Origin of the sequence: Flammeovirga sp. MY04 (genome assembly GCF_001682195.2) — a bacterium.
Taxonomy (GTDB): domain Bacteria; phylum Bacteroidota; class Bacteroidia; order Cytophagales; family Flammeovirgaceae; genus Flammeovirga; species Flammeovirga yaeyamensis.
Window position 1 is genome coordinate 245,898 of sequence record NZ_CP003561.2, and the last position, 25,091, is coordinate 270,988.

Below are 25,091 nucleotides of genomic sequence, written 5' to 3' on the forward strand. Positions count from 1 at the left end.
GATATTAAAATCCCTTTTATAAAAATATTTAACTTGTATGTACAACTAAAAGTAAAAAGAAACATGAAAACATTAGTCATTTTAGCCCACCCAGAAGTAGAGAAATCGATAGCAAACAATAAGATTTTAAACGATATAAAAGAAAATATTGATAACGTAGAGGTAAGCGATATTCATTCTTTATATCCAGATTATAAAATTGATGTTGAGGAAGAACAACAAAAGTTATTAGCAGCAGATAATGTTATTTTCCAATACCCATTTTATTGGTACAACATGCCCGGTATTTTAAAAGTATGGTTCGACCAGGTATTCTCGTATAACTTTGCTTACGGATCTAAGGGAGATAAATTAAAAGGGAAAAATTTCTTACTAAGTTTTACGGTTGGAGGGCCAGAAGAATCGTATTCACCAACAGGTTATAATCACTTTAAAATTGAGGATTTCACAAAACCAATGGAGCAAACAGCCTATTTGGCTCAGATGAATTTCTTAAAACCGATTTATGGTCATGGTATGGTTTACATTCCAGGCGTATACAACTCTATTGAGGCCGTAGAAGAACGTGCAGCCAAACAATCCCAAAGAGTTATTGATACCATCAATGGTCTTAAAGAAAAAAATGCAGAGGGTATTATCAAAGGATTTGTAAAGGAGTGGTTCTCTAATTTTGATATCATGTCAGAGGATAAATTCTTTCATCCTTTTATATCAGATCAATCGGTATTCACTTTTCCAGAAGGACGATTTGAAGGTCAAAAAGGATTTAGTGATTGGTATGCTGAAACAAGAAAAATCATCAAGCCTAACAATACACACACCATTGAAAAAATAGAGGTCACCAAAGAACAAGAACTATTTGATGTTCAGTTAAGCATTGATCTAGAAGCTGACACCACATCTGGAGAACAATTGAAAATGAAAGTGGAAGAAAGCTGGAAATTGGCTATATCAGACAATGGAAAAATAGAGATTAGAGAGTATATTGTAAGACCTTTGTAAGCAAAATTTGATACAAAAATGGAGGCTATCTCATAGGTACGTATAAGATAGCCTCTCTTGTTTATCAAGTAATAAGCTGTTATTTCTTTATCACCTTCACCTGTCCGGCAGAGCGATCCGAATTAAACTTAAAGATATACACCCCACTCCTCAGATCACTAAGATCAATTTGATGTTTCCCCTCAGTTAATTTCATCTCTTTATACTTTTCTCCTGTCAAAGAATAAATAGATAATACAGATTGATCTATACTTTCAATATATACATATTGATTTGTTGGATTGGGATAGCATTTTCGAATAATTTTATCAATCTGGTCCACAGAAGTTGGTATTTCAACCTCTACTTTCACAGGATGTATAGTAATGATTACATGATCCGTTACGATCTGATCCTCATAGAAAACCTGTAAACCAATGCTATAATTCGTGGTAGTAGGCACTTGAGGAGCAACAAAAGTAGGTTGCATATGACTAGGATCTGATAATATGATATCAACTGGAGCATTCCATTTTAAATACCCTTCTTCATGTAATTCTGATAATGAAGCATCCAACATCACGGTATCTCCGGCATTCACTATTTGTCTGCTTCCCGCATGTGCAATGGCTAACAAAGGTGGTTTAGGTTGTACAGTTACTTCCACCGTATCATTTGATGTCACTCCTTTGTAATTACTTGTAAGAGTGATGATAAAAGTGGTATCATTTTCTACTTCAGGAGCAACAAATGTGGGTTTAACCCCAGTGTAATCATCCAATTGAATTTCCAAAGGAGTAAACCAAGTAAAGGTTGAATTTAATGGTAAAGACTTCGAGGCATCTAAAGTCACCACACTATCTGATTCTACAGTTTGATCTTCTCCGGCAGAAGCTATTACATCAGGAATAATAATAACATCCACTTGATCAGAAATACTCGTGAACATATCTGTAGCAGTTAAAGTAAAGGTATATTCAGTATCCAAAGGAGCGTCTTCCGGAACAGTAAAACTTGTCGATAACTGATCCGTATTCGATAATATAATGCCATCGGGTGCCGTCCAAGTAAATTCAAAAGGAGCATCCGTATTCATATTTCCAGCTAATCTCACCTCATTTCCTGCTTGCGTTGCGACATCATTCCCTGCATTTACTTTAGGTGTAATATCATATTGTTTTAAAGAAAAATCGTCTAAGTAAATATCAAATTCTCCATTTCCAGATGATGAGTTGATGTGAAGTTGACTTAATACTGCATCACCATCATTTCCATTTTCAATATATTGAGGATCAATCGTAAAGACTTTTTCAAAATAGACCCACTGATCAGCCTGTCCTTGTACATCTCCGCCAACTTCACCAGGCTTCTTTATTTCAACCCTATTATCTGATGCTGTGACAGAATTTCCAGCAGGAATAAGATGTATAAAAACCGAAGAGGACATATTTGATACTTTCAATCGACCACTTAAAATATATTGTTCTCCAATAGTAATAGGAAAGAAACTATTTTGTTGTGTTATAACAGCTTCTATCCCAGTAGAAGTTTGTATTCGAAGACTATTTTTGCCACTTGAATTTGGGTCTACCTCTTTGCTTATTTCAAAATCAGCTACACCAAACCACCCGACACTCAAAGGGAGCTCAAAATCACCATTGACAAGCATTTCCTTACCATGATATGTTTGGGAATAACTGTTTGAAGTAAATATAAATTGAAGGAAAATAAGACATAACAATATGCCATATTTATTAGTCAGTTGATACATGATAGATTGTTGTTTGCTTTACCTATTTGAGGGTAAATAGTTAAAAGTGTAGATTTAGTTTTGCTACAGAGCAATGATAATCATAAATTAGGTAAGATTAAAAGTTTATTGAAATTCTATGATTTAAAATTTGCCTTAAGTAAATGGGAATGATAATTATCTAGACTCTAGATTTGATAAATCCTCCGCCTCTTCCTTAGAAACGATTTCTTCATTATACAAAACAAACCGATCGATCGCATGCCCTGTCGATCTTCTAGAAATCTGCACAGTATACGTTCCAGCTTCGTTAAAAGTAGCATAGATATTTAACCCTTCATGATCACTTGTTCTGGTGGCCCAACTCCAATCTAATGTTCCAGAACAAAAGACTTTCATCCAGCCATCTTTAGAACTTCCATTCACTATTTTATCTGACTGTACCATCGTCCCTCCTTTTGGATATTTTACTGTGGCATTTTTCTTCCCGAAAAAATCATGTGCACCAAGAATTCTCAACCAACTGTCATTAGCTTCTGTGGTATTATCACCTTCATTTACTTTGTTGTGCCAAATGAAACGGTAGGTGCCTGGAGTGTTTATCTGAACACTATATTCCAGAATAGATTCACCCGGATTATTCATTTGAGCATCACCAGAATTTTGGTAATATGAAGTGCCGGTAAATCCAGCCGTTGCCGTATTTTCTGTCCACCCTTCTTCTGCAGGAGTTGTTTCTACTTCAACTACAATCATCCCTTCTTGTTCTTGAAATACTGCATTAGAGTCTTTAAGATTGGCTAATTCGTCTTCGCTACAGCTTGTAAATAGAGTACATAGGATCGCACTTCCCAAAAGTACTTTTCTTAAATGTTGAAAATTTTTCATAGTAGTTTTATCAAGTATTTATGGATATAGAGTCTAAAATAATGCCATTTAAAATTCACCCCCCTTCAACGATAATTTTTTTACTTTATCCTCAGTAATCAATAATTACCTTAGCTTCGAAATGAAATTAATCTTATAAACATGCAAACAAACCAATTTTTATTGACCTTCTTCGGTCTTTGTTTTTTAGGAGTGATATCAGCAAATGCTCAGAATTTAACGATACCACCAAAAAATTATGTGGATACAGTAGCGATAGAAAATGCTGTTGAAAGAGTAAACAATAAATTCCCACTTTCAGATCAGAACAACGATGGGCAATGGAAATTGTTGAAGAAATTCTCTGATGAGTTCGATGGAAAAGCAGTCAATGAAAAAAGATGGTATCCGAACAATCCGAAGTGGAAGGGACGTCAGCCAACGTATTTCCATGGAAGTAATGTGGCCATAGAAAATGGTGAAGCAGTATTTAGAATCAATAAGCATGGAGAGGAAGAATTGCCGGAAGGATATACACATACATCGGGCTTTATTAAAAGCAAGAACAAGTTTTTATACGGTTATTTTGAAGCAGAAATGCAATTAATGGATGCTCCATGGGTATCGGGTTTTTGGATGACAAATGTGAGCCAAGATTGGTGGACTGAGATCGATATTTGTGAAAATGACCCGGGAGTTGAATACAATAGACACGATTTAAATTCAAATATTCACGTATTTAGAGCACCAGAAGATCAAGGAAACGTAACAGAACATTTCTCAAGAACGAAGAAATATTACATACCTGTGGAATTACAGAAAGATTATCATGTTTGGGGTTTGGAGTGGACGAAAGAATACATCCGTTTTTACATTGATGGAGTATTATTTAGAGAAGCGAAGAACACACATTGGCATCAACCACTTGAAGTAAACTTCAATAACGAATCAAACAAATGGTTTGGAGCCTTGCCAGATGATAATCGATTGAATGAAGAGTTCCGTGTGAAGTATTTTAGAGTATGGGAAAGCAAACAACAATAGCAATGAGAACCAATTTATTAATCATTTTATTACTAACAACAGGCATTTTATCGAATGCACAAACTATTTCTGGAGATCAAAAAGTAGGTCATAAAGTAAGTATTACTTTCGACGGACCTGAAACTTCAGAATTAGACCCTGTTAATCCGTTTTTGGATTACAGATTGGACGTCACCTTTACAAATGGAGATGTACAGTTTGTGATTCCTGGGTTTTATGCTGCCGACGGAAATGCTGGAGAAACAAGTGCAGATGCAGGGAACAAATGGAAAGTGAGATTTACTCCTAACAAGGTAGGTGAGTGGTCTTACAAAGCCTCTTTTGTGAAGGGGAAAAATATAGCAGTGGCCGATGATATATCTAAAGCTGAAAAAGTATCTTTTGATGGAACAAAAGGATCTTTTAATGTAGATCAAACGGATAAATCAGGTAGAGATTTGAGAGGTAAAGGTCGCTTACTACCTACAGATACACATTACCTTCAATTTGAAGGCAACAAAGAATATTTCATCAAAGGTGGTGTAAATTCTCCAGAAGATCTTTTAGGGTATCATGAATTTGATCAAACACCAAAGAAGCACAAATTCGAAAACCATATTCAAGATTGGAAGGAAGGAGATGTGACTTGGAAAGATGGAAAAGGAAAAGCACTAATTGGAGCAATGAATTACATGGCTTCAACTGGAATAAATACAGTTTATTTCCTTACAATGAACGTACAAGGTGATGGTAATAATGTTTGGCCTTGGACGGAAAGTTTTGAACGTTACCGCTTTAACGTGAGTAAGCTAGACCAGTGGGAAAAAGTATTTACTCATATGGATCAAGTGGGTTTGGTAAAACACGTAATTACTCAAGAAACTGAAAACGAAAATCTATTGGATATCGGTTACACTGGAATTCAAAGAAAATTGTATTACAGAGAATTAGTGGCTCGTTTTGCACATCACCCAGGTATAATTTGGAACATGGGTGAAGAGAACGGTATCACGAATTGGTCACCTGTAGGTCAGACGGCAAAAATGCGTAATACTATGATCACGTATATGAAGAATTTAGATCCTTATGGTAACCCGGTGGTGATTCATACATTACCGTCTCTTAAAGATCACGAAAATACAGTAACTCCTCTATTAGGAAATAAATCATTGGATGGTATTTCTTTCCAAGTACACCATTTAGAGGATACATATAAAGTAACTAAGAAGTGGAGAAAAGCATCTGCTAAAGAAGGTAAAAAGTGGGTGATTTGGTTAGACGAGATTGGACCTGCAAGTCATGGTGTATTGCCTGACGATTACCCTGCACAACAAGATACTGTTAGAAAGGATGTGATTTGGGCCAATTTGATGGCAGGTGGTGCTGGTATTGAGCATTACTTCGGATACAAGTTTCCTCATAACGATTTAAACTGTGAGGATTGGAGATCGAGAGATCGTATTTGGCACATGACCTATGTAGCGACTTCTTTTTTCCAAGAGTACTTACCGTTTACAGAGATGAAAGCCAAAAACAATTTGGTGGATAGTAAAGATAGTTATGTATTTGCTAAAGAAGGTGATACGTATTGTGTCTATTTGAAAGAGGGCGGAAATCCTGTACTTGATTTATCGGATCAAGAAGGGAAATATTCTGTAAGATGGTACAATCCAAGAACAGGTGGCGACTTGATAAAAACGAAGGTGAAAGTGATTACTGCAGGGCAGAAAGTAGCCTTGGGTAGCTCTCCAACTTTTGATGATGATTGGGTTGCTTTGGTTCGAAAACTTTAATCTATCACATAAAAGATTCTAATCTTGATGAGTTTTTGTACGGGCGTTGCAGGGCAACGTCCTTCAAAAAATACTTTTTTGACTGAAATGAATATTAATTATGAACATTAATCTACGAAAATTAACATTGCTTATTGGGTTATGTTGGGGCGCATTAGCCCAAGCACAAAACCCATTTATTACACATCGTTTTTCTGCAGATCCAACTGCAAGAGTCATTAACGATACGTTATTTGTGTTTCCATCATCCGATACCACTTGTTCACAGATCAAAGGGAATAATGGTTTCTGTATGCCTGATTATCATGTGTACTCTACGGTGGATTTAACGAATTGGACTGACCATGGCGAAATTCTATCACATAACACTGTGCCTTGGGTAGAGGAAGACAGCTACGGAATGTGGGCTCCTGATTGTATTGAAAAAGATGGGAAATATTATTTCTACTTCCCTGCAATGCCAAAGGATAAAAGTAAATTTAGAAGAATTGGTGTAGCGGTAGCAGATACGCCAACAGGTCCTTACACTCCAGAAACCCATTACATTGAAGGTATTGAAGGTATCGATCCCAATGCATTTATCGATGATGATGGCAGAATTTACCTTTACTATGGTGGCGGTGAAAAGCTATTTTGGGTGGAGTTAAACCAAGATATGAAAACCATTAAAACGAAACCTCAAGTAGTACAAGGTTTACCTCCAAAATATAAAGAAGGTCCATTTATGTTTAAGCGTAAAGGAAAGTATTATTTCACGTTCCCTCATGCACCGGGTGGATCGGAAGAAATTGCATATGCTGTAGGTGATAGTCCAAAAGGACCTTTTACATACAAAGGAAAAGTATTAGAGCGTTGGAAAGATGGATGTTGGACCAACCATCATTCATTTGTAGAATATAAAGGTGAGTGGTTCTTGTTCTATCATCATATGGATTTGTCGGGTAACAAACATAGAAGATCAATCTGTGCCGATAGAGTATACTTCGATGAAGAAGGCAACATCCCTGAGATTAAAGCAACATACAGAGGTATCAGTAAGATGTTTGCCAAAGATGCCATTCAGGTAGATAAATACAGTGTGATGGAAAATGCTAAAGTGGAGAAAACGGGAGCAGAACAACCAAATTGGGTAGTGAAAAGAATTTCTGAGCACACTAAGTTAGCCATTAAAGACATCGATTTCGAAAAAGAGAAGTTTACTCAAGTAGCATTATTCGCAAGTGCTATTAATGAAGCAGAGGTAGATCTATTTGTAGGTAATAAAAAAATGGCCACTTTCAAGATTCCTAAAATGAAAGAAGGGGAGTGGAGATTGATAAAAACGGATGTACTTTTCAAAACAAAAGGCATGCAGGATTTGAACTTCATCTTTAGAGGAAATACAGAAGGATTGGCTTTGGATTGGATACAATTCATGAAGAAGGATGAAGTATTGGTAGGTAAAACTCCGGATTTAAAGTTATTCAACGAGATGCATCAAAGATTGAATATCGAAGCATATAAACTTTATACTTTGAAAGAGTTTAAAGCAGAAACGCCTCAATTATCGAAGCATGCTTTAGTAAAAGGAAAATGCTATATCAACGGAGAATTATCAGAAGATTTTACTAATGTTCAGGAAGGTGATGTGATTGCTTTTACTTCTGATAAAGCAAAGAAAATGTACAATGCGTTTGGCGGATTTAAAGCCTCAAATTTCTCGGATCAAGAAGGTGTAAACCTAGAGTCTTGTCGTCTTGGTGGTCAGAATATCGGCTACATAGAAAATGGCGATTACGTGATGTACAACAACTTGATATTTGACCGTCAACCAAAACAAGTGACGATTAATATGGCATCGGTGAATGATGGAGGTTCTATCGAATTAAGAAAGAACAGTGTGAACGGAGAGATGCTAGCAAGGTTCGATATCAAATCGACTGGTGGATGGCAGGAATGGTCATCTTTGACATCAGAAGTAGCTGCTTCAATTAACTCTACAGATAAATTATTTGTAGTGTTTAAAGGTGCTGATGGCTTCTTATGTAACCTAGCTGACATTAAGTTTAACTAATTCTTCCCAGTTCGATGAGAAATATTTATTGCTTTATTTCTCATCGAACTTCCCCTCCAAATTAGGTTTCAATCCAACAGAAATATATTCAATGAAAAAGAAATATTTAATCATGGGAGCATTGGCAGGGCTATTGACTGCATGTTCACCTAAAGAAGCTGTACAACAGCAAAATGAAATTAAATACGAGGCCGATTGGGAATCGCTATCTCAATATGAGGTGCCGGAGTGGTGGAAAAATACAAAATTCGGTATTTATTTCCACTGGGGCCCTTACTCGGTGCCGGCACACGAGACAGAATGGTATTCGCATTATATGTATAATGAAGGACATCCGGTGCGTAAATACCACGAAGAAACGTATGGCCCATTAAGTGAATTTGGTTATAAAGATTTCATTCCACAGTTTACAGGAGAACATTTTGATGCTGAAGAATGGGCGAAATTATTTAAAGAAGCGGGTGCTCAGTTTGCAGGTCCAGTAGCAGAACATGCCGATGGTTTTGCGATGTGGGATTCTGAATTAACAGATTGGGATGCTGTACAGATGGGTCCTAAGAAAGATATCGTTGGTGAAATGGCAAAGGCGGTAAAAGGTCAAGATATGAAGTTTATTGCCACTTACCACAGACATTGGATGTACGCTTGGTACACTACATGGGATAAAAATACAGATGCTGGCGATCCTCAATACGAAGGATTATATGGTCCTTGGACTCCAAAAGGAACATTTAACATGGCCGAAACCAAAAGTGATCCGCTTCCAGATGAGAAGTTCAACAAAGAGTGGTTAGCTCGTTTGGATGAGATTATGGACAAATACGAGCCAGACATTATTTGGTTCGACAACCGTATGGACATTATCGGCGAGGATTACAGAAAAGAATTCCTAGCTCATTACTACAATAAAGCACAAGAGTGGGGAAAAGAAGTGGTTTGTACATACAAATTCCACGATCTTGAAGAAGGCACTGCGGTATTGGATTTAGAGCGTTCTAGAATGAAAGACAAACAACCTTTCGTTTGGTTAACTGACGATTCCATCGATTGGAAAGCTTGGTGTCATATCAACGATCCGAAATACAAATCGACCAATCGTTTGGTGGACTTTTTAGTTGATGTAGTATCAAAAAATGGGGCGGTATTATTGAACATCCCTCCAAAAGCCAATGGTGAAATCCCTCAGGAAGTAGTCACTCGTTTAAAAGAAATGGGTCAATGGTTTGCCATCAACGGAGAAGCAATTTATGATACTCGTCCGTTTAAAATCTACGGTGAAGGTCCTCAAGAAATTAAGGAAGGTCACTTAAGCGAACACAAAAACAAAGAGGCTGTTGCAGAAGATATTCGTTTCACTACAAAAGGAAACAACTTGTATGCAATTGCTTTGGATTGGCCAAAAGAAGATCACTTATTAGTGAAAAGCTTGGGTAAATCTCAAAATATCCTAGACAAAGAAATTAAATCAATTCAGCTATTGGGCAGCGATGCCAAACTTAATTACTCTCTTGAGGAAGAAGGTCTGAAAATTCAATTACCTGAGAAAGTTGGAGCACATGCTTTCGCTTTCAAAATTGAATTATCCGGACAAGTGATGTAAAAAAAAGGGAGGTAAAAACATTGGTTTTTGCAGAGAAGCTCTTGGGGGGTCCTGAGGGCTTTTTTTTACAAGTGAAGAATGAAAAGTGAAGAGTGAAGAGCGAGGGGGATTATAAATTAAAAATGAAAAGTTAAAGATGAAAAACGTGAGATGTTGAGGGGTGATGTGGGTGGTTCGTCCCTCTGGCGCAAATGTTAAGCGACAGCGTCATTTGTGCCTTGAAAACGTTAGAGGTCTCCCGACCTCGGAAAGGAGAATTTTTAATTTTCTTTTTTGTATAATGTAAAATATATCATTAAGATTAACAACCAATCGATTAATAAAAATTCATCCCTTACTTGTACTTCCCTAAATAGGGTTGACCGTTTTGGTACTACTTTTACTTTAAACTAATTGGACAGTGATATCTTTTAGGACTGTCCTTTATACTAAAATCAAGGGGACATAAAGTCTTCTTGATTTTATAGTTTTGATGTGCATGAACAATGACCAAAGGTCTTTGATCTTCTCTTAAATTTAAGACTTTTTCTTTATACTCTAAAGGTGTATATATTTTTTTAAAGGTCTGATGTTTTCTTTTATGATTATAATTAGTGACTATTCTTTTTACCCTATATCTTAGCTTTCTGTAGGTGTCGATCTTAAAGTATCTGAGGTATTCATTTTTTATTATTCCATTGATACGTTCAGCATAAGAGTTCTCCTGAGCACATTCCCCCATACTTTCTTTTATACCATTATCCTGTAATAGTTCAAGGTATTCTGTACTAGTATATTGACTTCCGCGATCTGAATGATGGATAATATCCCCTTTCTTAAATGAACAGTTTTTTAGAAACATTTTTAATGCTAAAACATTGGATGATGAACGTAAATTATCACTAACATTATATCCTACAATTTCCTTCGTGTATATATCTATAATGAATACTAAATAATAAAACCTCCCCTTGATACTAAAATAAGTGATATCACTTTGGATCACTTGATAAGGTCTATTTACAACCATACCTTTTATGTAATTATCATATCGGATCTTCCCTGGAGTGGTCGTACGATGATAATTCCGATGTTTTAAGACCCTATAGCCAAGGGATATGAAAATTTCACAAAACTTGTCCCTTCCCATTGTTTGAGGAAGAAGTGACATGTAAAGCTTCTCAACCCCACAACCTGGATGTTCTTCTCTTATCTCATCTACTTGAACAATCAGTTCACTAAGTTCTCTCTCAAAAGCGTTTTGATGATGTCTGCTTTTGTTGACGGTCTGTTTACTGATGCCTAATAGACGATATAAAGAATTAAGGCTGAATTTTATTTCTTCTTTGTGGTCTTGGAACCACCAGATTGCAGGGTTTCGAAATTTTTTTTTATATCAATTTCGTACTCTTCATTAGCCAAGTCTATCACCTTTTCAAGAAAGTCCAAATACAGTTGTTTTTGACCTAAGGCTCGTTCTAATTCCTCTATCTTTTTTTGCTGTGACTTTAGTTTGTTCTCCTGACTATTTTTCATCTCCACAACTTGAATTCCTGACTTATTATATTTTGAAAATTTATAAATCCAAGAGTAAATCACCTTAGTACTGATAGAATAAAACTTGGATAAATCTCTTACACTAAGTTGACCATATTCATATTCTTGAACAACTTTCATTTTAAAATCATCTGAAAATTTTCGCTTTTTCTGAAGGTGTTTTCCTGTTTTTAACATAAACTTGTTACTTTAAAACGGTCAACCTATATCAGGGAATGACAACTTTTTACCTCTTACCTCTTACCTCTTACTTCTTACTTCAAACAACACATCCCCAGCAATAAATTACTGGGCTTCTGATACTCTATCTCCAAAAATATACCTTCCCTATTCCCTATTAGTTATTACTTTAAAAAAAAGCGAGCGTCAATTCAACAACTCCTAATTTCTATATCCTCTCTTTCCCCAGGCTTCGATCATACATCACAATACTTCCTGCAACAGCCACATTCAGGCTTTTGGGAGAATTGAATTTTACCAATAAATGACTTTTTTCCATGGCTTGTTTAGAAAGTCCATGATCTTCTGCTCCGAGTAAGTAGACGCATCTTCTTGGGTGTTTAAACGTTTCGAGGTCTTCTGACTTGTCAGAAAGCTCTACACCAACAATCCTAGTCCCAACAGGGATATTATTTATAAAGTCATTGAAAGTGTCGTAGTGGTAGTAGGGGATAGATTTAACGGCATTGTGGGTATCACTTGCTTGTTTCGCATAGCGGTTACCGATGGTAAAAATAAAGCTTGCACCAAAGTTTTGAGCCGATCTCCACAACACTCCTAAATTTTCTGGAGTTTTCCCGTTTTGTATACCAATACCAAAGTATTCGTTCTCGAAGTTTGAATTCATGGTCGCAAGATAATCATAAGTATTTTGTGTGATGTAGTTTTGGTAGTAAACAATAGTGATTTTACATAGTCAAAGAAAATGTGTACATTTGTGTACAAAATATTTTGATTATGTCAAGTACAATAACAATACGTATTTCTGATGATTATCTGGAGCAAATTAAAGCTCTAGGTATTAAACCAACTCAATTTGTCAAGGAGTTGACAATAACTGAGTTGGAAAAATTGAGAGAGGCTCAACTAGAGGATGAGATAGCAAAAGAAGCTGCTGCGATTAAAGCTTTTGATCAAAAGTTTTCTATAGATTTTGATAACGCTTCTGATATTATAGAAAAAGATGCTTGAAAGAGGAAAAATCTATTGGTTCGATATGAATCCAAATAAGGGGCCTGAACCAGGAAAAGTGAGACCTTGTCTAGTTTACCAGATAGACGTGTATAATAAGACGAACCCTGATGCGTATACTGTTATTCCATTAACTACACAAGAGGAATCTAAATACATGGAGAAGCAACTTGAAATAGCTAAAGAAAACGGAGATTTAGAGCTTGTCAAAAATATTGAATACCAAATGAGTGGTCGATTTAGACATTTAATTGAGAGAGGTTTAGGAAACTTAACTTATAATTCAAGTGCTATGATTACTCGAATCACAACATTATCAAAAGACCGTTTAGATAAGGCTTTAGCGGATAAAAAAACACATAGAGCAATACCAAAACATGTCATGTTGGAAATCGATAAAAAAGTAGCCTATTTTTTAGGTTTCCCTCTCCAAAACTAAATTGCTCCCTGCTACCTGCTACCTGCTACCTGCTACCTGCTACCTGCTACCTGCTACCTGCTACCTACTCCCTACTACCTACTCCCTAACCTCTCCATCGTATTCACTCTCCCACCTCCTCTCACAGGACTCCCTCCAAACACATACACCTCTCCTTTGTAAAGAATTGCATTTGTTCCATGTCTTCCTTCTAACATATTTGGTAAAAGAGACCATTTCTCTGTAGTAATATCAAATACTTGCGTTTTATTGGATGCTTTTGGTAGGGCATTTTCTCCACCCATGTATATCAAATAGTTGTTTAGTTTAACAATGCCTCCTGCAGCACTTGGGTAGGGAAGTTTGTCTTCCAAAGTGATCCATTTTTGTGTTTTGAAATCATAAACATCAACAAAAAGATTGGTGTATTTAAAGAAAGCTGTGAAGTTGTTTTTATGGTGTACACTGCTGTTTCTTCCACCGATTAGATAGAGTTTGTCGTTTGCGACTATAGCATTAAAGTGATCTCTTAAATGAGGAGCTGAAGTTAATTGAGTCCATGTTTTTGACTTTAAATCGTAGACATCGAATCGGTTGGAGCAGCCGGATGTGTGACCGTTAGTGATACCGCAAGCTAAATAAATCTTTTCTTGATATAGCACGGCACCTCCACCACCTCTTCTTACTTCTTTTGGAATGATACCTTCTTTCTTCCATTCATTTTTTTCTGGTTGATAGGTCCAAATATGCTCTAATGGTGTTTCAGTAGGGTAGTTACCTTTCATGGCACCCACAAAATAAATTTTATCTTGATAAGATACACCTTGAAAATGATGCATAAAGAAAGGAGCTTCACCTAACTTTTTCCAAGTATTGTTGGATGGATCGAAGACTTCCACAGCTTTTGATTCTCGACCGCCGATCAAATAGAATTTGTCTTTATGCAGTGTAAAGGTGGTCTCATGTCTACCACCAACTACTTGATGTTGATCGACAGATGACCATTGTAACTTGTCAAGTTCTTGTGCCTTTAGTGAGAGAGCACTTAAACCAATAATTAAAGGGAGAATAAATATAAGTTTGTTCATGATCTAAAATTAAAAAATACCGAAGTAGAATCCTCCACTCCGGTATATAATATTGATTTGAAATATAAGTGTGTTTGAAGTTAGTTTTTGCGATTACTGTCTTAATATTTTTAAGCTAGTAGTAGCTGAGCTATTCTTCAATTGTATGATATACATACCTGTATGGTAAGGTGTAAGATCTACTTTTTGTACTCCTGCACCCAATACATTTGATTTTAATACTTGTCCCATTGAAGAAAGAATAATCACCTCAGTTCTTTCATTCAATTCTAAGGTAACCACTCCACTAGTAGGGTTAGGGAAGTAGCGTAACACCACTTTCTTTTGATCTTGAATTGATGTCGGATCTTCCACTTCCGATTCAATTGGAAGAACAGTCACCACCACGTTATCTACTACTACAATATCTTGTGCTGTTACCTTCAAACCAAAAGTATATTTTGTCATCACCTCCACCTCTGGGGCAGTGAAACTTGGATTTAAACTTGATGGATCATCTAAAGTTATTCCAGAAGGAACAATCCATTCGAAAGTACCACCTTGTATTTGTGAGTTGGATGCATCCAAAGAAACCGCATCACCAGCATCTACCGTTTGATCTTGACCCGCATTTGCAATTGGTTGAACAAACTCACCATCAGGCTGTACGGTAATCGTTACCTGATCTGAAGAAGTGACGTTGTTGTATTCAATATTTAATGTGAAAGTGAAGTCTGTATTGATTTGAACAGAAGGAGCAGTAAACGTTGGTTGCTTCGCGTTTACATCAGATAGTTGAATGTTTCCAGGGCCTGACCAAGTGAAAGTAGCTGATGACGGCACAGATTGTGAACCATCTAAAGTAACTTCATCACCGGCAGTGACTGTTTGATTCACACCCGCATTAGCTGTTACTTCTGGAGTGACTGTTACTTTTACCTCATCTGATACTGATAAACTACCTTTTGTGGCTGTAAATGTGAAAGTATATTCTTTTGTTTCTTCAATAACATCAGGCACCTGGAAAGAAGTACCTAATTGATTAGTTGATGATAAAGTGATACCATCAGGGGCTGTCCATTCGAAAGTGAAATCATCACCTGAGTTATGTGAAGCTAATAAACTTACAGTTTCACTTGCTTGAGCCGTTTGATCATCACCCGCTGATAATACGAAGTCGATATCGTATTCTACCAAACTTAGATCATCTAACAAGATAACTTCTGAAACGGCATTGTCTGAACTTTGGATATGTAATTGAGATAAAACGGTTTCTCCGATATTTGCACTACTAAAGCCTTCTGGTATGGTGATCACCTTTTCAAACTCCATCCACTCATTCATAATGGGTTGAATATCGCCCCAATCTATAGATGGTTTAGTCATAGAAAACTTTGCTTGATCGAACCAGTTCCCCTGACCTCCTGGCATTAAACGGAAGTTTAATACTGTAACATTCATCGACTCTACTTTTACACGACCAGAGAATTTGTATTTTTTTCCGATAACTAATGGGAAATAAGCATCCTCACTTGTAATCACACCATCAATTTTAGACGATGTTTCCATCTTTAAACTCGTCGTACCACTAGCTTCTTGATCAACATCTGTAGAAGTAGCATAAGCGTCTAGACCTACCCAACCCGTAGATAAACCGTCTTCGAAACTTCCGTTTGTCAATAACTCTGTACCGTTTACAATTTCATTTTTTACAGTAATCGTCACCGATACCTCTTCTGAAGTCAATACTCCATCACTTACCGTTAATTTGAAAACAAAATCTTCTTCTCCATCTACATTTGGAGCGGTGAAGGACGGTGCAGGATCAGATACATCTGAAAGAGTGATGCCTGATGGTTCAACCCATTCAAAAGTCATTTCATCACCGTTAGGATCGTAACTACCTGTGGCATCAAGGTACACTACATCTCCTGTAGAGACAATTTGATCATCACCGACCATTGTGACTGGCGCCTTGTTATCGATAGTGAATTCAATTTCCTGAGAAATATTTTGATCTATGACTTCGATACTTCCAGTTTCCTCGATATACAATTCTTTAGTAATAGAATAATTATATGTACCAGCGACTAAAGTTTCGAAAGTTACCTGTCCGTTTGCGTCTGTTGTTAAAGTCTTATCAAAAGTACTTGCATCTGTAAGTTGTACTTCTGCTCCTTCTACTACATTGCCTTTATTGTTTCTGATAGTCAGCGCTGCATCATAAGTGGACACACCTTCAGCAATTAAAGTGATGACCTTTTCTGGTCCACCTTCTGACATTTCTAGATTATCTGTTTGAGAAATATAGCCATCTGCAGAGATGGTATATTCATAGGTTCCAGCAACCAAAACGGCATCAATTGTACCGTCTGCTGTAGTGGTATATTCGTTTCCGTTGATTATTACTTTTGCACCTGCAAGGGCTGTAGATCCATCGGTGGTCACCTTTAAAGGAACTGCAAGAAGTGATGGAAGATCATCATATGCAGTTGCAGGGAAACCTTTAAGTACCGGGTAAGAACCTGATCTCATCTCCCATGCACCTGTATCAGTAAAGTCTAAATCCGGGAAGTTAGACTGTATAGCCATTGCGTTTGGTGTCAAGACTGTCACTGCAGGGTGTGTATTTTCTTGTCCAGTTGTAGAAATACTATACAATCCAGCAACATCAAATACTCTTCCATCTTGAGGGAAATCGGCTTCTGGAACGATAGCAGGGTAACCTCTAAGAACAGTTCCATAGAAAACAGAATTTGTGATGATTCCATTATCTGCTAAATCTTTAACGTTTCCAACTAGACCTCCATTCAGTCCCCAATTGGCATTAATAGTGGCATCAGCAAAGCAGTTATTTACCTTGTTAGCAACCAAGTAACCTACGATACTACCCACATTTCCGGTAGCAGTAAAATTACCGTTAACAACAAAACAGCTTTCGATGGTTGCATTCCATTCAGAATGTCCCACAATACCGCCGACTCTCTCAATACCTTCCGGTCTCATATCGGCTGTTACATTTACCAAACCTAAATTTTTGATGGTTCCACCTTGCATAAAACCAATAAAACCAACACCTAATTTTGCCTGATCAGCATGCGGTGTAATGTTCAAGTTTTGGATGATATGATAGTTACCATCGAACGAACCTTTAAATGTGTGATCTGTACCTGCATCTTTCCAACCGATTGGAGTGAATGTCTGTGCATCCATATCGATGTCGGCCGTAAGTTGGTAATGAGCACCCCACATCTCGGTAGCTCCTGAAAGGTCTAATAAATCTTGAACGGTAGCAATTTGATAAGGATCACCTGCTGTACCAGTTCCCCCTGAAAAAGTTTGCGCATTGACTGAGCCGAAAAAAAGTAAGCACAGTCCCAATAGAAGTAATTGTAGTCTGTAAAGTAATTTCATTTTTTTCATCAAGTTGATAGATAGAATTGTTTAATAAGAGTAAGCGTGTTTGGTCTGTACGTCTAATAAAACAATGCGTAGTTATTAATTCATTTATCAAAGTTGTAAAAATTACACTAATAAGAAGGCGAGAAATAACGAATAAAGTAGGGGGGATATTTAATCAGTCACTTTAAATTGATGGTAACGGTAATGTAGTAGGGAAAAAATTATGGATGGATAGGGGGGAAAAGTGATTTTTTTCAACTTAAATGGAAGTCTGCTATTAATTCAATATTTTTGTTTCTAATAGAACAAGCAAACTTAAAGTTATAAAAATTGAAACTAAACAAAACAAAAATTTTTTGAGAATTACAAAATCACAATAGACTATGTTAAAGAAATATTTCGATGAAATGTATAGCATTCATTATTACAATTTATCTTTCAGTAATAAAGATAGAACAGTTTATTTTTATACTATAATAATAGATCTTCTTTATTATTTGCATACTATAATAGGATCAATTGGAGCATCATTTTTAATTGTTTTGTATGATGATAATTTTCAAGAAACACTCAACATTATTATTGTTATATGTGAGTCAGTAATAATGTTATACTTTATTCTATTTTTATATTATTACTCCATTAACGATAATAAAAAATTTGTCATTAATGAGGATTTAAAAGTATTTAATAAATATAGAAGAAAATACAGAATACTTCATTTACAAATGTTGATTTCGTTTATCACATGTATATTAATTTTTATTTTTTTTACTCCAGAGTATAAATAAAAATGAAAAATTGTAAGAAAAATCTAAAGGCCTTCACCCTCCAAGAACTTCTAGTAGTGCTTGTCATCGTTGGCGTATTGGTATTATTAGCATTACCAAACTTAACGCTTTAAAAAATGGAAGAACTAATAATATCTTTTAATTGATCACGATACACGACGCAATGTCCAAATTTCATATCTTTACAAAAAAGAGATTTAAACATGAAGAAATTCCCTATTGGCATATCAAATTTTAAAATGGTGATTCAAGATGATTACTACTTTGTAGATAAATCTTTATTGATTGAAGAGGTAATTGATAGTAATGCCACTTCACTTTTAATACCACGCCCTAGGAGATTTGGAAAGACATTAAATATGTCGATGCTTCATGCATTTTTTGATATTAATAAAGCAGAAGAAAACAAGTCGCTTTTTGATAACCTGAAAATTAAACAGTCTGCGGCTTGGAAACATCAAGGGAAATATCCGGTGATTTATCTTTCTTTTAAAGATGTAAAAGAAAATTCTTTTGAAAATGCTATTAATAAAATCTATGATATATGTATTGATTGGTTAGCTAATCATAATGAATTACTTAATGCTGATTTAACTGATTTAGAAAGGAAACCATTTGATAGTTTATTTGATGAAAATTGGAATCAAACTCACTTAGATAACTTCCTGAAAGCAATTTCTAAAATTTTATATAAAGTATATAATCAAAAAGTCATCATCTTAATTGATGAATACGACTCATGTATCATTAAATCTTGGGAAGCGGGTTATTATGAAGAAATGATCTCCTTCATGCGTGGATTTTTGTCAGGTGGATTTAAAGATAATGATTATTTATTCAAAGGGATCATTACCGGAATTCTGAGGGTAGCTAAAGAAAGTATTTTCTCAGGACTAAATAACTTGGAAGTGAATTCCATCCTAGATTTCAATTTTGCTGACAAATTTGGATTAACTGAGGAAGAGGTTCAAAAACTACTTTCTGATAGTGGAATAAGCATTTCGTTCGAAGAGGTGAAGTCTTGGTACAATGGCTATTCATTTGGAGAGTGTAATGATATATACAATCCTTGGAGTATTATAAATTTTGCTTACAAACCTACTCAAGGTTTCAGACCTTATTGGGTGAACACTTCCGCAAACGAATTAATTGAAGAATTACTAACCAATGCAAATGCTGATTTAGAGAAAAAGTTAACAGGCTTTATCGATGGTCAGGTAATGGAATGTGAGATCGAAGAGACTACAATTTTCAAAGACTTAGATGCTGGAAAAGAAAAAACAGTATTGGGATTATTATTGTTCAATGGTTACCTCACAAAAGCATATACAAAGCAAGAAGACATCACTATTTCTCATGGACTAAAAATACCCAATAAAGAAGTAAGTGTGGTCTACAAACAAATGCTGGAAAGATTGTTAAGTCGTTCTACTGAAGTAAGTGAAAGCTCTATTTTAGCAGCTTTATTAGAACAAGATGCTTTGGAGTTTGAAGATGCATTATCAAAATATATGTTGACTTCATTTAGCTTTCATGATATTCAACATAGAGGTTCACTTCCAGAAAAAGTATATCATGCTTTTATTTTAGGACTAATGGCTCATTTATCGAATAAATTTATCGTGAAATCTAATCCAGAAACAGGGTTAGGGAGAGCAGACCTACTCATTTATCCTAAAGATAATAATGATAAAAGAGGTTGGGTTCTAGAATTTAAAAAGCTTAAGAAAAGCTCTCCAGCGTTAAACGAATTGGCTAAAGAGGCCATGCAACAAATTCACACATCTCAATACATTACAACCCTAAAAGAACATGATAAAACAGAGGTGATGTTAGTAGGAGTGGCTTTTGATGGTAAAGAAGTGAGTTGTGTGACAGAGTTTTTGTATTAAATATCAGCTTCTTTAGGATAATGATATTTACATGAAAGGACATAATATCCAGTTTCTGTTTCTTTATAAACGAGTCTATTAGTTTTATCAATACGTCTAGAAAAGTAACCCTTGAGATGATGCTTTAATTTTTCTGGTTTTCCCTCTCCAATTAAAGGACCATTATTATTAATATCTATCATTAATTCTTTAATTCGGATTGTACTTTTTGAATCGTTTTTCTTTTTATACTCTTTGATATGCTTTTTAGCAAGAGAACTAAATTCCCAAGTCTTCGAATGCGTCATCTATAGAATCGTATTTTGTTGAGTTATCATCTTTTGAATTTAAAGCCTCCATCATTTCTTTATCTTTCATTAAATAAAGAGTTTCAATTAGAGCATTGTATTCATTTTGTTCAATCACTACATAATTGGCTTCTTTTGTAGTGATGATGAGTTCTTCAAAATTGGATCTCGCTTTTTCTAGAAAAGACTTTGCATTAGCTCTAAAATTAGATATGGTTGTAACTAACATAATTTTTTAAAATAATAATTATACTCAAATATAGTACAATATATAGTACGTATCAAATATTGTACAAGTAAATTTTATCTACAAAAAAAAGAACCACCTCTCAGCAGTTCCTTTTGTTAGTCTTTGATAGTAATCCTAGTCAAGAATTACTGTAATTCTAATTCTTTCGAAGAAGAAAAATTAGCACCACGCATTGCAGTAAATTCCTCCATTAACTTTTGTGTTAACTCTGGATTTTCCTTTGCAATGTTTTTCGTTTGTGCAGGATCTTCTTTCAAATTGTATAGCTGTACATTTTCTGAATTCCCAAGCTCAATATTCACTTGTTTATTCAATTTGTTGCCTTTATAGGCTGGGATAAGAACAAAGTCACCTTTTCTAAATGATGTTTTTGTATTTGCTTCCAAAATCAAGCTTTCTCTACCCACTTTGCTTTCGCCAAGTAAAGCAGGAAGGACGTTCTCAGCATCTGAAGTTTTGATATCGCTACCAACTAAAGCGGCTAAAGAGTTGATCATGTCCATCTGACAAACCAAAGCATTTGATTTTGAAGGTTGAATTTTTCCTTTCCAGTAAGTGATGAATGGAACGTGTGTACCTGCATCAAATAATGAGTATTTACCACCACGTAAACCACCTTTAGGATCGTGCTTACCGATTAATTCTACAGCATCATCATAATAACCGTCGTTTAATACTGGACCATTATCAGATGAGAAGATAATTAATGTATTTTCTTCGATACCCGCTTTACGGATCGATCTTAATAACTCACCAATACACCAATCTGCTTCCATAATTACATCACCTCTTGGTCCCATTCCCGATGATCCTACAAAACGAGGATGTGGCGTTCTTGGAACGTGAGGTTGTTGCATTGTGTAAGCAAGGAAGAATGGTTTATCACCTTTCGATTTCTCCGAGATAAATTCTTTTACTTTACCTAAGAAATGGTCCGCCATGTCTACATCGCTCCAAAGTGCCGATTTACCACCTTTCATGAAACCGATTCTAGGAATACCGTTCACGATAGAGTTGTTGTGGCCGTGGTGCCACTTCATAGTCAACATCTCAGGATTAGTCAATGCAGTAGGTTCTCCATCGAAGTTCTTGTTGTAGTCGATTTCGATAGGATCGTTTTTGTCCAAACCAACCACGTCGCCATTCTCGATATATACCGTTGGAACACGGTCTTGAGTGGCTGCCATGATGTAAGAGTGGTCAAAACCTACTTCATTTGGTCCTGGAGAGATATGCTCATTCCAGTTTTTGTCGTGCGTACCTAAACCAAGGTGCCACTTACCAATAATACCTGTTACATAACCTGCCGATTGTAACATTTTCGGAAGTGTCATTTGTTCAGTACTAATAAGCATTGGTGCTGAACCAGGAAGGATTTGTGCATTTTTTCTCCAAGGATATTCACCTGTAAAGGCAGCATATCTCGAAGGAGTACATGTAGCTGAAGAAGCATAACCGTTAGAGAAGTTCACTCCACCGTTTGCCAATTCATCCATGTGAGGTGTTTTTAATTCTGTTGCACCATTCGCACTGATGTCGCCATACCCCAAGTCATCCATATATACAAAGATGATGTTGGGTTTTTGAGTGGCGGTTGTTTCTGTTGTTGTTGTTTTTTGACATCCCCAAGCTGAAAAAATCAAGGGAACCAAAAATAATAATCTGTTCAATTTCATCTTTTATTTCAAAGTGATGGTTGAAATTTAATTTCTACAGTGGCTTCTTGTAAACCTTTTGATGTTGCTTTTAAAGTAATCGGAGTAACCCCACCTCTTTTACTTTGTACAATAGCTAAAGCTAAACCATTAAAGACTTCCATTTTATCACCTTTCAAGTTCGTTACAGATGAAGAATTACCGTTGCCTACGCCTGCGATTGTGCCGTCTCCTACTATTTCAAATTGTAGATTATTTGATGCAGTGTAGCAGAAATTCCCCTCTTTATCGACAACTTTAGCAGTGATATAAGAAAGATCTTTGCCATCAGATGCAATTAACGACCTATCTGCTTCTAAAACAATATGATGCGGTTTTCCCCCCGTTTTTATGACCTTTTCAGCCACTTTTTTACCGTTATTAAATGCAACCACTTTGATTTCTCCAGGTTGATAAGGAACATCCCAGCTTAAACGGTACTTCGACATCATAGGACCTTTTTCTTTCCAGTCTCTATGTGTCATTGGTAACGCCGTTAAATCTTTTCCTTTTACTTTTTTACCCATCGACTTTCCATTCACGAAAAGCTCCACTTCTTCAGCATTTGTAAATGCTTGTACTGGGATAATTTCGCCTTCTTTTCCTTCCCAGTTCCAGTGAGGTAAAACGTGTACCATTGGTTCTTTTGTCCACTGACTTTGGTACAAGTAGAATCTATCTTTAGGGAAGCCACATAAATCGACTGCTCCGAAGAACGACGAGTGTACCGGCCAATCACTGTTCCATAAACCATTCGTCTTATTATCACGACCACCAAAAGGAGTAGGTTCTCCAAGGTAATCAAAACCTGTCCACATAAACTCACCCAAAATACGAGGTGATTTTTCCAACATTTCAAATTCTAAATCTGGAGGATACGCCCAAGGAGGACCCACCAAATCGTAACTTGTCACTTGTAAAGATCCCTCAGCTACCTTTGGTTCACGAGGTAAATCGTAATGTCCTCTAGAACTTGTACAAGAAGAAGTTTCCGAACCGTAAACGATCCATTCAGGATGCTCTTTCAAGATGTTTTCATAACGCATTGGGAAGTAGTTGAAGCCAACAATATCGATCTCATGTGCTAGTTTATTCACAATAGCCAATGGGTGATAGTTAAACCCAGCTGTTACAGGACGAGAAGTATCTTCCGATTTTACAATCTTCGCTAAACGTCTTGTTTCTTTCCAACCGTCTTTTCTTGTTTGCTCTAAAATCTCATTACCAATACTCCACATCACAATCGAAGGGTGATTGCGATCTCTTCTGATAAAATCTCTTAGATCACGCTCACTGTATTCTTCGTAATGCTTATTGTATCCGTTTTCTACCTTACCGATCTTCCACTCATCAAATGCTTCGTCGATGACTAAAAGTCCCATTTCGTCGCAAAGATCTAGAAGTATTTCTGATGGAGGGTTGTGAGATGTTCTAATCGCATTCACACCCATATCTTTCATAATCTGTAATTGTCTCTCTTTTGCTCTTTTGTTTACTGCAGAACCTAAAGGACCTTGATCATGATGTAAACAAACTCCTTGGAATTTCACCTGCTTACCATTCAGTAAGAAGCCTTTATCCGCATAGAATTCGATTGTTCTTACACCAAATCTAGAAGTAATTTTATCTAACTCAGTGTCTCCATCTTTCACAAAAGTGATCGCTTTGTATAAATGAGGATCTTCCATCGTCCACAATTGAGGCTTTTGGATGTTCAACTCAAGTTGTGCAGTTTGTTGGGTGTTAGCATCAAGTACAACTTTCTTAGAAGATTTATCGATAGTGTTTCCTTTAGCATCAACAATAATAGTTTCTAAAGTAACATTCGATTTTTTATCCAAGCTGTTTGTCAAATCTACTCCAATATTTACCTTGGCTGAAGCTTCAGTAATTTCTGGAGTAGTAATAAATGTACCATCATGAGCGATATGAACAGGGTTCTTGTATTCTACCCAAACATCTCTATAAATACCTGCTCCAGGATACCAACGCGCACTTAATTCTTCTGGATTACATTTTACTGCTATCGTGTTATTCTGACCAAATTGGATCGCATCTGTCATGTCCAATTCGAAACCAATATAACCGTAAGGACGTTCACCTACTTTTTTACCGTTCACGAACACCTCTGCTTGGTTCATTACGCCTTCGAAGTAGATAAAAGCCTTTTTATTTTCTAGCTTTTTAGGAACAAAGAATTCTTTTCTATACCAAGCCTGACCGTGGAAAGGAAGTCCTCCACTACGGGCATTATATTTTTTATCGAAAGGTCCTTCTACCGCCCAATCGTGTGGTAATTCTAATGTTCTCCAATCTTTATCGCTAAACTCTGTATTTTTAGCATTCGGTAATTCTCCTTTAGAGAATCGCCAATTATCGTTAAAGCTCACCGGCTCTAAACTTTCTAAATCTTGTTGGGGCACCTGCTGTGAGCAAGACATGACGGTACATAATAGACCGACCCCTAATGCTTTAAATGTATTCATTTCAATTTCT

20 protein-coding genes are annotated in these 25,091 nt (G+C 36.2%); 9 read left to right on the forward strand and 11 right to left on the reverse strand.

The features are described 5' to 3' along the window. The first annotated feature begins 33 nt into the window (after positions 1-33). Positions 34-1,002 (forward strand): NAD(P)H-dependent oxidoreductase, encoded by a 969-nt coding sequence (locus tag MY04_RS21105; RefSeq protein ID WP_442899795.1) that lies wholly within the window; start codon positions 34-36, stop codon positions 1,000-1,002. Positions 1,003-1,081: 79 nt separating this feature from the next. Here the strand turns inward: MY04_RS21105 and MY04_RS21110 are convergent, their stop codons facing one another. After that, the gene (locus MY04_RS21110) at positions 1,082-2,752 is read right to left on the reverse strand and encodes a T9SS type A sorting domain-containing protein (protein WP_084006041.1); all 1,671 of its coding nucleotides are present in this window, start codon (positions 2,750-2,752) and stop codon (positions 1,082-1,084) included. A 156-nt stretch (positions 2,753-2,908) separates the two neighbouring features. Continuing rightward, positions 2,909-3,619, reverse strand: coding sequence for a hypothetical protein (locus MY04_RS21115; protein ID WP_066213956.1), 711 nt, complete (start codon positions 3,617-3,619; stop codon positions 2,909-2,911). A gap of 141 nt (positions 3,620-3,760) precedes the next feature. Between MY04_RS21115 and MY04_RS21120 the strand changes: the two genes are divergently transcribed. The 4 genes from MY04_RS21120 to MY04_RS21135 all read left to right on the forward strand — a co-directional run bounded on the left by MY04_RS21120 (position 3,761) and on the right by MY04_RS21135 (position 10,067). Next, positions 3,761-4,642: a family 16 glycosylhydrolase gene (locus MY04_RS21120; protein ID WP_066213959.1), complete on the forward strand. Its 882-nt coding sequence runs from the start codon at positions 3,761-3,763 to the stop codon at positions 4,640-4,642. 2 nt (positions 4,643-4,644) lie between these two features. Continuing rightward, positions 4,645-6,414: a DUF5060 domain-containing protein gene (locus tag MY04_RS21125; RefSeq protein WP_066213961.1), complete on the forward strand. Its 1,770-nt coding sequence runs from the start codon at positions 4,645-4,647 to the stop codon at positions 6,412-6,414. 100 nt (positions 6,415-6,514) lie between these two features. Then, positions 6,515-8,467 (forward strand): family 43 glycosylhydrolase, encoded by a 1,953-nt coding sequence (locus MY04_RS21130; protein ID WP_066213964.1) that lies wholly within the window; start codon positions 6,515-6,517, stop codon positions 8,465-8,467. A 91-nt stretch (positions 8,468-8,558) separates the two neighbouring features. Then, positions 8,559-10,067, forward strand: coding sequence for an alpha-L-fucosidase (locus MY04_RS21135; RefSeq protein ID WP_066213967.1), 1,509 nt, complete (start codon positions 8,559-8,561; stop codon positions 10,065-10,067). A 379-nt stretch (positions 10,068-10,446) separates the two neighbouring features. Here MY04_RS21135 and MY04_RS21140 read toward each other — a convergent pair whose 3' ends face one another. The 3 genes from MY04_RS21140 to MY04_RS21150 all read right to left on the reverse strand — a co-directional run bounded on the left by MY04_RS21140 (position 10,447) and on the right by MY04_RS21150 (position 12,450). Continuing rightward, complete coding sequence (locus tag MY04_RS21140; RefSeq protein ID WP_158297962.1) at positions 10,447-11,415, reverse strand: IS3 family transposase; 969 nt, start codon at positions 11,413-11,415, stop codon at positions 10,447-10,449. Then, complete coding sequence (locus MY04_RS21145) at positions 11,382-11,780, reverse strand: transposase (protein ID WP_066213974.1); 399 nt, start codon at positions 11,778-11,780, stop codon at positions 11,382-11,384. The genes MY04_RS21140 and MY04_RS21145 overlap by 34 nt, the downstream gene beginning before the upstream one ends. Positions 11,781-11,991: 211 nt before the next feature. Next, positions 11,992-12,450, reverse strand: a complete 459-nt coding sequence (locus MY04_RS21150) for an RNA methyltransferase (RefSeq protein ID WP_066213977.1) — start codon at positions 12,448-12,450, stop codon at positions 11,992-11,994. A gap of 110 nt (positions 12,451-12,560) precedes the next feature. Here MY04_RS21150 and MY04_RS21155 point away from each other — a divergent pair, with 110 nt between their 5' ends. After that, positions 12,561-12,794 carry a hypothetical protein gene (locus MY04_RS21155; protein WP_066213980.1) on the forward strand — a complete coding sequence of 78 codons (234 nt, stop codon included), beginning with the start codon at positions 12,561-12,563 and terminating at the stop codon, positions 12,792-12,794. After that, on the forward strand, positions 12,787-13,233 hold the full coding sequence (locus MY04_RS21160) for a type II toxin-antitoxin system PemK/MazF family toxin (RefSeq protein ID WP_066213983.1): 447 nt from the start codon (positions 12,787-12,789) through the stop codon (positions 13,231-13,233). The genes MY04_RS21155 and MY04_RS21160 overlap by 8 nt, the downstream gene beginning before the upstream one ends. A gap of 74 nt (positions 13,234-13,307) precedes the next feature. Here MY04_RS21160 and MY04_RS21165 read toward each other — a convergent pair whose 3' ends face one another. Both MY04_RS21165 and MY04_RS21170 read right to left on the reverse strand, forming a co-directional pair. Further along, complete coding sequence (locus MY04_RS21165; protein WP_066213986.1) at positions 13,308-14,300, reverse strand: Kelch repeat-containing protein; 993 nt, start codon at positions 14,298-14,300, stop codon at positions 13,308-13,310. Positions 14,301-14,393: 93 nt separating this feature from the next. Next, positions 14,394-17,693, reverse strand: coding sequence for a PKD domain-containing protein (locus tag MY04_RS21170; RefSeq protein ID WP_158297821.1), 3,300 nt, complete (start codon positions 17,691-17,693; stop codon positions 14,394-14,396). Positions 17,694-18,474: 781 nt separating this feature from the next. Between MY04_RS21170 and MY04_RS21175 the strand changes: the two genes are divergently transcribed. Both MY04_RS21175 and MY04_RS21180 read left to right on the forward strand, forming a co-directional pair. Next, positions 18,475-18,585 (forward strand): prepilin-type N-terminal cleavage/methylation domain-containing protein, encoded by a 111-nt coding sequence (locus MY04_RS21175; protein ID WP_084006043.1) that lies wholly within the window; start codon positions 18,475-18,477, stop codon positions 18,583-18,585. Positions 18,586-18,675: 90 nt separating this feature from the next. Beyond that, positions 18,676-20,364 (forward strand): AAA family ATPase, encoded by a 1,689-nt coding sequence (locus MY04_RS21180; RefSeq protein WP_066213994.1) that lies wholly within the window; start codon positions 18,676-18,678, stop codon positions 20,362-20,364. Here MY04_RS21180 and MY04_RS21185 read toward each other — a convergent pair. The 4 genes from MY04_RS21185 to MY04_RS21200 form a co-directional block, all read right to left on the reverse strand. Further along, positions 20,361-20,651, reverse strand: coding sequence for a Txe/YoeB family addiction module toxin (locus tag MY04_RS21185; protein WP_066213997.1), 291 nt, complete (start codon positions 20,649-20,651; stop codon positions 20,361-20,363). The two genes, MY04_RS21180 and MY04_RS21185, sit on opposite strands and share 4 nt — an antisense overlap. Continuing rightward, a complete protein-coding gene (locus tag MY04_RS21190; protein WP_066214000.1) occupies positions 20,623-20,880 on the reverse strand; it encodes a type II toxin-antitoxin system Phd/YefM family antitoxin in 258 nt (85 codons plus the stop codon). The genes MY04_RS21185 and MY04_RS21190 overlap by 29 nt, the downstream gene beginning before the upstream one ends. Before the next feature lie 146 nt (positions 20,881-21,026). After that, complete coding sequence (locus MY04_RS21195; protein WP_066214003.1) at positions 21,027-22,577, reverse strand: sulfatase family protein; 1,551 nt, start codon at positions 22,575-22,577, stop codon at positions 21,027-21,029. An 8-nt stretch (positions 22,578-22,585) separates the two neighbouring features. Then, positions 22,586-25,081: a glycoside hydrolase family 2 TIM barrel-domain containing protein gene (locus tag MY04_RS21200; protein ID WP_066214008.1), complete on the reverse strand. Its 2,496-nt coding sequence runs from the start codon at positions 25,079-25,081 to the stop codon at positions 22,586-22,588. Positions 25,082-25,091 lie beyond the last annotated feature (10 nt).

Coding starts and splice junctions, on each gene's coding strand:
- MY04_RS21110 (WP_084006041.1), bottom strand. CDS start 2,752: ATGTATCAACTGACTAATAAATATGGCATATTGTTATGTCTTATTTTC.
- MY04_RS21115 (WP_066213956.1), bottom strand. CDS start 3,619: ATGAAAAATTTTCAACATTTAAGAAAAGTACTTTTGGGAAGTGCGATC.
- MY04_RS21120 (WP_066213959.1), top strand. CDS start 3,761: ATGCAAACAAACCAATTTTTATTGACCTTCTTCGGTCTTTGTTTTTTA.
- MY04_RS21125 (WP_066213961.1), top strand. CDS start 4,645: ATGAGAACCAATTTATTAATCATTTTATTACTAACAACAGGCATTTTA.
- MY04_RS21130 (WP_066213964.1), top strand. CDS start 6,515: ATGAACATTAATCTACGAAAATTAACATTGCTTATTGGGTTATGTTGG.
- MY04_RS21135 (WP_066213967.1), top strand. CDS start 8,559: ATGAAAAAGAAATATTTAATCATGGGAGCATTGGCAGGGCTATTGACT.
- MY04_RS21145 (WP_066213974.1), bottom strand. CDS start 11,780: ATGTTAAAAACAGGAAAACACCTTCAGAAAAAGCGAAAATTTTCAGAT.
- MY04_RS21150 (WP_066213977.1), bottom strand. CDS start 12,450: ATGAATTCAAACTTCGAGAACGAATACTTTGGTATTGGTATACAAAAC.
- MY04_RS21155 (WP_066213980.1), top strand. CDS start 12,561: ATGTCAAGTACAATAACAATACGTATTTCTGATGATTATCTGGAGCAA.
- MY04_RS21160 (WP_066213983.1), top strand. CDS start 12,787: ATGCTTGAAAGAGGAAAAATCTATTGGTTCGATATGAATCCAAATAAG.
- MY04_RS21165 (WP_066213986.1), bottom strand. CDS start 14,300: ATGAACAAACTTATATTTATTCTCCCTTTAATTATTGGTTTAAGTGCT.
- MY04_RS21170 (WP_158297821.1), bottom strand. CDS start 17,693: ATGAAATTACTTTACAGACTACAATTACTTCTATTGGGACTGTGCTTA.
- MY04_RS21175 (WP_084006043.1), top strand. CDS start 18,475: ATGAAAAATTGTAAGAAAAATCTAAAGGCCTTCACCCTCCAAGAACTT.
- MY04_RS21180 (WP_066213994.1), top strand. CDS start 18,676: ATGAAGAAATTCCCTATTGGCATATCAAATTTTAAAATGGTGATTCAA.
- MY04_RS21185 (WP_066213997.1), bottom strand. CDS start 20,651: ATGACGCATTCGAAGACTTGGGAATTTAGTTCTCTTGCTAAAAAGCAT.
- MY04_RS21190 (WP_066214000.1), bottom strand. CDS start 20,880: ATGTTAGTTACAACCATATCTAATTTTAGAGCTAATGCAAAGTCTTTT.
- MY04_RS21195 (WP_066214003.1), bottom strand. CDS start 22,577: ATGAAATTGAACAGATTATTATTTTTGGTTCCCTTGATTTTTTCAGCT.
- MY04_RS21200 (WP_066214008.1), bottom strand. CDS start 25,081: ATGAATACATTTAAAGCATTAGGGGTCGGTCTATTATGTACCGTCATG.